Source organism: Myxococcus dinghuensis (genome assembly GCF_024198235.1).
GTDB lineage: Bacteria > Myxococcota > Myxococcia > Myxococcales > Myxococcaceae > Myxococcus > Myxococcus dinghuensis.
This window is the reverse complement of the sequence record NZ_JAKCFB010000067.1, coordinates 23,852-32,516: the sequence shown is the minus strand read 5'-3', so window position 1 is coordinate 32,516 and position 8,665 is coordinate 23,852. Positions and strand designations below refer to the sequence as shown.

Sequence of the window (8,665 nt, the reverse complement as noted above, 5' to 3'; positions counted from 1 at the left end):
GGGCCGCGGGCGAAGGGGCGGGGGGCGCCGGGGGGGCGACGCGCACCTGGGGGGCGGGCGTCGGCGCCGGGGGCGTCGCCGCCACGGGGGGCGCCGGGGTGGGGGCTGGCGCCGCCGGGGTCACGGGCGGCTTCGCCTTCACCTCGTCGTCATCCACGTCGATGAGGTCCCTCGGGGAGAGGGCCGGCGTGGTCGACTTCGCGACCGGAGGGGGGAAGGGGGGCGGCGGGGAGCCGGGCACCGGGCGCGGGACGCTCACCGCCACGGCCGAGAAGGGCAGGGGCGAGGGCGGGGCGCCGAGCGGACGGCTCGGAGGGGGGCGGTGGTTCCCCAGGACCGACGTCTGGGCGCGGCCCGGCTGGAGCTTGCGAGGCATCCGCCCGCTCACGAAGTAGGAGACCGCCGTGGTGCGCAGGGTCGCGAGGTCCAGTCCCGCCTGGACGAGCAGCTCCTGGGCGGAGCACCGCACGCGCGTCAGTGCGATGAGCAGGTGCAGGCAGTCCGCCTCCTGGGAGCCACAGCTCGTGGCGATTTCGCGGGCCTTCTCCCGCAGCTCCCGCACCAGCCCGTCCTGCTCGGCGGGGGCCGCCGTCAGCAGGTGGAGCAGCGCGTCCTCGTCCACGCCCCGCTCCTTGAGGAGCAGCTGCGCCCGGTTCTCCACCGTGAAGAGCGCCAGCAGGACGTGCGCGGAGGTAAGCTTCTGGACCACGCTCCGTGCGATGTCGTTCGCTTCTTGGAGGACCTGGGCGAGATCCGTGCTTTCGACCATTCGAGCTCCGGCAAGCGTGCAGCCGAGCGGAATACACCCTCTCGATCCCGGCGGCAAAATTTCCGCAACAGCCTGCTACAGGTCTGCGGAATCGTTGGAGTAGAACGCGCCCGACTCGTTCATTGCGCCCGGAATTCGGTTGGCTGGCTGCCCGTTGAGCGGCTCAAATTTTCGACTGGCCGAGCAATTGCCTGAGGGCGAGTGCCGTACATCCCTCCGAGACACCCACCCTATGACCTCTCTCGTCCAACCCGTGCGCGTCTTCATCGACCCTGTCGAGGGGACGCAAGCCGCCGTCGAAGCCCGCCGTTGGGTCTGGCCCCTCATCATCCTCGCCCTTTGTGTGTCCGCCTCCGGGACGCTCAATTCCCTGCGCTGGGACGCCGCGCCGGACGTCATCCGTGAGCTGCAGTCGTCCGGGGACATGGCGACCATCTCCGAGGCCGACCTCACCGACAAGATCCAGACCTCCTCGCGCAAGTCCCTGGTGGGCGGCATCGCCAAGGGCGTCTTCGTGATGCCCTTCCTGGCGCTCCTGCTCGCCGCCGCCCTCTGGGTGGTGACGTGGCTGTTCGACCTGTCGGCGCCGTTCGAGCGCCTGCTGTCCGTGGCCGCCCTGGCCCTGCTGCCCATCGCCCTGTACCACGTGGTCTTCGCCATCTGCGCCTCCGCCCAGTACTCGCTCACCGCCCAGCGCGCCGCCCAGCTCGTGCCCTCCCACCTGGGGGCGGTGCTGACGGGCCTCAGCCCGGGGATGGCCCGGGTGGCCTCCGCCGTGGACTTCTTCAACCTCTGGAGCACCGCCCTGCTCGGGCTGGGGCTCTCCGCCGCCACGGGCATTCGCCGCAGCCGGGGGTTGTTGCTGGCCGGCGTGCTCTATGTCGTCTTCGCCGGCGTGTTCATGGTCGGCCTGCCCGGAATCCAGATGGCGTCGGGAGGTGGCCGATGAACGCCCTCGTCCTCGCGTCGCTCCTCGCGGCCGCCGCCGAGCCGTCCCCCATCACCCTCGACCAGGCCCGCGCCCAGGGCCGCCAGAGCACCACGGCGCTCCAGTCCGCCATCGACGTGGAGGTCGCCGAGCAGGACGTGCGCGTGTCGCGCTCCGCCCTGTTGCCCCAGCTGGCCGTGGGCGCCTCGGCCGGCAAGCGGTGGATCGGCCGCTCCCGCTCGTTCAGCCTGGTCCCCAACCCGAACGACGACCCCAACGTCACCGGTGACGAGTTCGTCCAGGCCCCCGTCGAGACCAAGGCGACGAGCACGACGGACTACGACCTGAGCGCGACGCTCACGCAGGTCATCTACGACCGGGCGCGCTGGAAGCAGCTCGAGCAGAGCGGCGTGCTGCGCGACGCGCAGAAGAGCCAGGCCCAGGAGGAGGCGGACACCTCCGAGCTGGAGGCCGTGCGGCGCTTCTTCGCCCTGTTCCGCACCCAGGCCAGCCGCCAGGTGCTCGAGGCCACCGTCAAGCGCAGCGAGGACCAGCTCGAGCGCGCCCGCTCCCTGTTCCAGGCGGGCCGGGTGGGCAAGGTCGAGGAGATCTCCGCCCTGGTGAACCTGGGCAACGATCGCATCACCTACACCCAGTCGATGGCGCAGCTGGTGACGGACCAGACCAGCCTGGCCGTCTGGCTGACCCGCCCCGGCACGGAGCCGCTCCTCGCGGTGGACCCGGGCGTGCTCCAGACCGAGCCCGCGCCGGCGCCGAGCATCGACGAGGCCATCTCCGTGGCCCGCGACCGTCGCCCGCTGCTCAAGACGTTGCAGCTCCGGGTCCGGTCGGCGGAGCTCCAGCGCGCCATCGCCCGCGCGGACTACATCCCCAAGCTGTCCGCCCAGGGCTTCTACACCCGCCGCGGTCCGGACGCGTCCGACGTGTTCGCCGAGCCGCGCCTGCAGAACAACTTCATCGCCTCCATCGACCTGAACTGGAACATCTTCAACGGGTTCAACACGGACGCCCAGTCCAAGCGCGCCGACGCGACCATCCGCAAGGCGCAGCTCACGCTGGAGCAGTCCGCCCGGGAGATCGAGGGCGAGGTTCGCGCGGCGCACCAGGCGCTGGAGGCGCAGATCGCCGCCGCCCGGCTCGCCGCGGACAACAAGGGCGCCGCCGTCCAGGGGCTGAGCCTGGCGGAGGAGCGCTTCAAGGCGGGCGTCGGTTCCACCCTCGAGGTGCGCGACGCCCAGCTCAGCCTCACGCAGTCCGAGCTCAGCCTGCTCCAGAATCGAATTGACGTGGAAATCGCCCGCTACAGGTTGTTGCGGGCCATGGGCGCCCTGGGCCCAGGAGAGACGAAATGAAGTGGTGGAAGGGTGCGATTGCCGGAGCGCTGTTCCTCGGTGCGGCGGCCATCACCGTGGGGGGCCTGAAGGAGCGGCCCCCCCCGTCGCAGGAAGTGCAGATCGCCAAGGCCCGCAAGGGCAACATCACCCGCACCATCACTGGCGCGGGCAAGGTGCAGGCGGCCACGACGGTGAAGATCTCCTCCAGCCTCTCCGGAGACCTGGTGGAGCTCGCGGTGAAGGACGGCGACCCGGTGAAGAAGGGCCAGGTGCTGGGCCGTATCGACAAGCGCGTCTACGAGGCCGCGATGAAGCAGGCGCTGGCGTCGCAGAACGCCGCGCGCGCGGACTCGCAGGTGGCGGAGGTGGAGGTCCAGCGCACGGCGCAGGAGCTGGCGCGCGTGGAGGGCCTGGTGGGCAAGGGCCTGGCGTCCGCGGCGGAGCTGGACGTGGCCCGGGCGGCGAAGAACACGGCGGACGCGCGGCTGGCGGCCTCCAAGCAACTGCTCGCGCGCAACGTCGCGGTGGTGGAGCAGGCGCAGACGGACCTGTCCAAGACGACGCTCCTGTCGCCCATCGACGGCAACGTCATCGAGCTGTCGCGCGAGGTCGGTGAGCGCGTGCGTGGCTCGGAGCTGGCCGAGGACGTGGTGATGACCATCGCCGCGCTGAGCGCCATGGAGGTGAAGTTCGAGGTGGGCGAGCACGAGGTGGTGCACCTCAAGCCCGGCCAGCCCGCGGAGGTGTCGCTGGACGCGCTGGAGGGGCAGACCTTCCAGGGCTCCGTGGTGGAGATCGCCCAGAAGGCGCTCATCAAGAACGCGGGCACGGAGGCGGAGGTGACGAGCTTCCCCGTCACGGTGGCGCTGGACGTGCGGCCGCCGGGCGTGCTGCCGGGCATGAGCGCGGAGGCGCGCATCTCCGCGGAGACGCGCAACGACGTGGTGCTGGTGCCCATCCAGGCGGTGACGGTGCGCTCGGAGCGCTCGCTGCCGGACTTCAAGGAGTCGGTGGAGGGGGGCGGGCTGAAGGCCAAGCGCACCGAGTCGCTGGCCAAGGTCGTCTTCGTGGTGGACGCCGGGAACAAGGCGCAGGTGCGGCGGGTCCAGACGGGCATCGCGTCCGACACGGAGCTGGAGATCCTCTCCGGCATCAACGACGGGGACCGGGTGGTCGAGGGTCCCTACCGGACGCTGTCGAAGGAGCTGAACGATGGCGACATCGTTCGCGAGCCGGAGCAGGCGGGGCCGGGCGGGATGAAGGGCGGTCGCAAGTCGTGAGTCATGCCAGCGGCGAGGGTCGGCTCATCCAGGTGGAGGACATCACCCGCGTCTTCCACGTGGGTGGCGAGGAGGTGCGCGCGCTGCGCGGGGTCTCCTTCGGCATCAGCCGGGGGGAGTGGGTGGCCATCATCGGTCAGTCCGGCTCCGGCAAGAGCACGATGATGAACGTGCTGGGCTGCCTGGATACGCCCACCAGCGGCCGCTACATGCTCAACGGCAAGGACGTGTCGCGGATGACCGACGACGAGCTCGCCGTCATCCGCAACGAGGAGATCGGCTTCATCTTCCAGACGTTCCAGCTGCTGCCCCGCGAGACGGCGCTGGCCAACGTGGAGCTGCCGCTGGTGTACCGGGGCATCCCCGCGCGCCAGCGGCGGGAGCGGGCGAAGGCGGCGCTGGACAAGGTGCAGTTGACGCACCGCATGCACCACCGCCCCAACGAGCTGTCCGGTGGTCAGCGCCAGCGCGTGGCCATCGCCCGCGCGCTGGTGGCCGAGCCGTCCATGCTCCTGGCGGACGAGCCCACGGGCAACCTGGACTCGGCCACGGGCGAGGAGATCGTCCGGCTGTTCGAGCAGCTGCACCAGGCCGGGCACACGCTGGTGCTCGTCACCCACGAGCCCAAGCTGGCCGCGCGCTGCCCGCGCGCCATCCGGCTGAGTGACGGGCAGCTGGTGGCGGACGGCCCGGGGCGCGACGTGGCGCTGGGGGTGGGGGCGGGCGCGGCGGTGGGGGGCGCATGAGCCGCGGTCCGGGCTTCCGGGTGGACGTCCTCGAGGGCGCGCGCATCGCGCTGTTCTCGTTGCGGGCCAACCGCCTGCGCACCGTGCTGACGACGATGGGCATCGGCATCGGCGTGGCCACGCTGCTGGCCATCGTCGGCATCATCCAGGGGCTGAACACGTCCTTCCACCGGCAGCTGGCCTCCTTCGGGGCCAACACGCTCTACGTGTCCAAGTTCCCCTGGATGATCAAGGGCGACTGGTGGAAGTACCGCAACCGCAAGAACTTCACGCTGGACCAGGTGGCGCGGCTGCGCACGCTCGCGCCGTTCATCACCGCCATGTCGCCGTCCGTCTCGCGCTTGTCGGACGTGTCGTACGGCGGCGAGCAGATGTCCACGGTGCGCATCCAGGGCGTCAACCACGAGTACCTGTCCATCTCCGGCTTCGACGTCACGGCGGGCCGCTTCCTCACGGAGGCGGACGAGGAGGTGACGCGGCCGGTGGCGGTGCTGGGCGCGGACGTGGCGGACCGGCTCTTCCCCGGCATCAGCCCGGTGGGCCGCAGCATCCGCGTGGACAACCGCACCTTCCAGGTGGTGGGCACGCTCAGCCGCAAGGGGAAGGTGGTCAACGAGAGCATGGACCTGCTCGTGCTCATCCCCTTCAAGACGTTCTTCAGCAGCTTCGGCAAGGGGCGCTCGTTCGAGATCGCCATGGCGGTGGAGGACGCGGGCCAGGTGCGCGCGGCCGAGGACCAGCTCATCGGCATCCTCCGGCGCATCCGCGGCACGCCCCCCGGGGAGCCGGACGACTTCAACATCAACAAGCCGGAGGCCATGGCGCAGACGTACGCGCAGCTCACCGGCGCGCTCTACGGCGTGGCGGTGGGCGTGGGGCTCATCACCCTGCTGGTGGGCGGCATCGGCATCATGAACATCATGCTGGTGTCGGTGCGCGAGCGGACGCGGGAGATCGGCGTGCGGCGCGCGCTGGGCGCCCGCAAGCGCACCATCGTCTTCCAGTTCCTCATGGAGGCCGCCAGCGTGTCCGCGGTGGGCGGGCTGCTGGGGACGACGGTGGGCCTGGGCACCGCGAAGGTGGTGTCGCTGATCACCCCGCTGGCCGCCGACGTGCAGATGACCACGGTGATGGGCGGTGTGTTCTTCGCGGCGCTGGTGGGGCTGCTGTTCGGCATCTGGCCGGCGGCGCGCGCGGCGAACCTGGACCCGGTGGAAGCCCTCCGGTACGAGTGAGCCGATGCGAGCCTTCCTGGACAACCTGCGGCTGGCGTTGGGGACCTTCCTCGGCAATCCGCTGCGCTCGCTCCTGACGCTGCTGGGCATCGTCATCGGCGTGGCGACGGTCATCACCATGATGGGCCTCATCGAGGGCCTGCGCACGAAGGTGAACCGCGACATGGGGCGGCTGGGGGCGCACACCTTCCAGCTCACCAAGTGGCCCGCGGGCGGCTTCGGCCGCTTCAACTGGGCCAAGTTCGCCAAGCGGCCGGACATCGAGATGGACGACGTGCGCGCCATCGAGCAGTCCTGCCCGTCCGTGGGCGTGGTCGCGCCCGCGGACGACGAGGGCGGCCAGAAGCTGGCCACGGTGAACGCGGAGACGCGTCCGTCGGTGCGCGTGTTCGGCACCACGACGACGTACCCCATGACCAGCGGCATCGCGGTGCAGTCCGGCCGCTACTTCAACGAGGTGGAGAGCCTGGATGGCCGCCACGTGGCGCTGCTGGGCGTGGACGTGGCGGACACGCTGTTCCCCGGCATCGACCCGGTGGGCTTCGAGGTGCGCATCAAGGGCCGCCCGTTCCTCGTGATTGGCGTGCTCCAGCGCCGGGGCAGCTTCCTGGGCATGGTGAGCATGGACAACCAGGCCATCATCCCCCTGCGCGTGTTCCAGCAGCTCTACGGCAAGTCGCGCTCGCTGGACGTGGACATCCAGGCCAAGGACCCCAGCCTGTTCCGCAAGGCGCAGGACGAGGTGTCCAACCTGATGCGCCGCCGCCGCGACGTGAAGCCGGACGAGGCCAGCGACTTCGAGCTGCACACCAACGAGTCGGTGACGGCGTCCTTCAACCAGCTCTCCCAGGTCATCACCATCGCGGGCGTGGGCGTGTGCCTGCTGTCCCTGGTGGTGGGCGGCATCGGCATCCTGAACATCATGCTGGTGTCGGTGATGGAGCGGACGCGGGAGATCGGCGTGCGCAAGGCCTTGGGGGCGCGGCGCCGCCGCATCCTCGGGCAGTTCGCCACGGAGGCGGTGCTGCTGGCGCTCCTGGGCGGCACGCTGGGCGTGGGGCTGGGCTTCGGGCTGGTGTTCCTGGGGGACTGGATGGTGGGCTTCCCCATGTCCGTGCCGCCCTGGGCCGTGGCCCTGGCGCTGACCATGAGCTGCGGCGTGGGGCTCCTGTTCGGCATCTACCCGGCCGCCCGCGCCGCGAAGCTGGACCCCGTCGAGGCGATGCGCACGGATTGACCTACCTGCCACTCGGCGAGGGCCGTCCCGCTCGCCGGTTGTTTCCCTCCCCGGACTCCATTAGGGGAGGGGACGGACTCGACGAGGGACGGACACGCACATGGCGCCACGCATCGGCTCGCTCTGGGACGCGGTGGGGAACACCCCGCTGCTGCGCATCGGCTCGCTCAGCCGGCTGACCGGCTGTGAAATCCTGGGCAAGGCCGAGTTCATGAATCCCGGCGGCAGCATCAAGGACCGCGCCGCCAAGGGCATCATCCGCCGCGCGGAGGAGCAAGGCCTGCTCAAGCCCGGCGGCACCATCGTCGAGGGGACGGCGGGCAACACCGGCATCGGGCTGGGCCTGCTGGGCCGCGAGCGCGGCTACCGCGTGGTGGTGACCATGCCGGACAACCAGGCGCGCGAGAAGTACGAGTACCTGGAGGCCATGGGCGTGGAGGTCCGCAAGGTCCCCGCGGTGCCCTTCGCCAACCCGGGCCACTTCTTCCACCAGGCGCGCCAGTTGTCCGAACAGCACGGCTGGTTCTGGGCCAACCAGTTCGAGAACACGGCCAACGGCGACTTCCACTACGAGACGACGGGCCCCGAAATCTGGGCGCAGTGCGAGGGCCGGGTGGACGTGGTCGTCGTCTCCGTGGGCAGCGGCGGGACGATGTCCGGCGTGAGTCGCTACCTGAAGGAGCGCAACCCGGACGTGCGCGTCGTGCTGGTGGACCCGCCGGGCTCCGGCCTCTACACGCAGGTGAAGGAGGGGCGGCTGGAGGGCCCGGGCTCCTCCATCACCGAGGGCATCGGCATCATGCGGCTGACCGCGAACTTCCTCGCGTCGCGCGTGGACGACGCCATGCGCCTGGGGGACCAGGAGATGGTGGAGATGCTCTACCACCTGGCCCGCGAGGACGCGCTCGTGGTGGGCACCTCCGCGGCCCTCAACGTCCGCGCCGCCTACGAGCTGGCGCGCCAGCACGCCGGCAAGGGGCTGCGCATCGTCACGCTGCTGTGCGACCACGGAAGCCGCTACGCCTCCAAGGTCTTCAACGCGGACTTCCTCGCGTCCAAGCAGCTCCAGGTGCGGCCCCTGCCGGTGGACGGGCTCCCGGTCCGCTGACCCCGGC

8 protein-coding genes are annotated in these 8,665 nt (G+C 70.8%); 7 read left to right on the top strand and 1 reads right to left on the bottom strand.

Translation table 11 applies throughout. The features are described 5' to 3' along the window. A partial coding sequence (locus tag LZ198_RS40885) for a Clp protease N-terminal domain-containing protein (protein WP_323383417.1) occupies window positions 1-769 on the bottom strand: 769 nt, incomplete at its 3' end. Window positions 770-1,001: 232 nt separating this feature from the next. Here LZ198_RS40885 and LZ198_RS40880 point away from each other — a divergent pair. From LZ198_RS40880 to LZ198_RS40850, 7 genes are all read left to right on the top strand, one after another. Then, a complete protein-coding gene (locus tag LZ198_RS40880; protein ID WP_253977606.1) occupies window positions 1,002-1,718 on the top strand; it encodes a YIP1 family protein in 717 nt (238 codons plus the stop codon). Then, entirely contained in the window at window positions 1,715-3,070 is a 1,356-nt protein-coding gene (locus LZ198_RS40875) for a TolC family protein (RefSeq protein ID WP_253977605.1), read from the top strand. Before LZ198_RS40880 ends, LZ198_RS40875 begins: the two co-directional genes overlap by 4 nt. Beyond that, window positions 3,067-4,332: an efflux RND transporter periplasmic adaptor subunit gene (locus tag LZ198_RS40870; protein WP_253977604.1), complete on the top strand. Its 1,266-nt coding sequence runs from the start codon at window positions 3,067-3,069 to the stop codon at window positions 4,330-4,332. Before LZ198_RS40875 ends, LZ198_RS40870 begins: the two co-directional genes overlap by 4 nt. After that, complete coding sequence (locus tag LZ198_RS40865) at window positions 4,329-5,078, top strand: ABC transporter ATP-binding protein (protein WP_323383415.1); 750 nt, start codon at window positions 4,329-4,331, stop codon at window positions 5,076-5,078. The genes LZ198_RS40870 and LZ198_RS40865 overlap by 4 nt, the downstream gene beginning before the upstream one ends. Further along, window positions 5,075-6,313 carry an ABC transporter permease gene (locus LZ198_RS40860; protein WP_253977603.1) on the top strand — a complete coding sequence of 413 codons (1,239 nt, stop codon included), beginning with the start codon at window positions 5,075-5,077 and terminating at the stop codon, window positions 6,311-6,313. Before LZ198_RS40865 ends, LZ198_RS40860 begins: the two co-directional genes overlap by 4 nt. A 4-nt stretch (window positions 6,314-6,317) precedes the next feature. After that, complete coding sequence (locus LZ198_RS40855) at window positions 6,318-7,550, top strand: ABC transporter permease (RefSeq protein ID WP_253977602.1); 1,233 nt, start codon at window positions 6,318-6,320, stop codon at window positions 7,548-7,550. A 100-nt stretch (window positions 7,551-7,650) separates the two neighbouring features. Beyond that, window positions 7,651-8,658, top strand: coding sequence for a cysteine synthase A (locus LZ198_RS40850; protein WP_253977601.1), 1,008 nt, complete (start codon window positions 7,651-7,653; stop codon window positions 8,656-8,658). Window positions 8,659-8,665 lie beyond the last annotated feature (7 nt).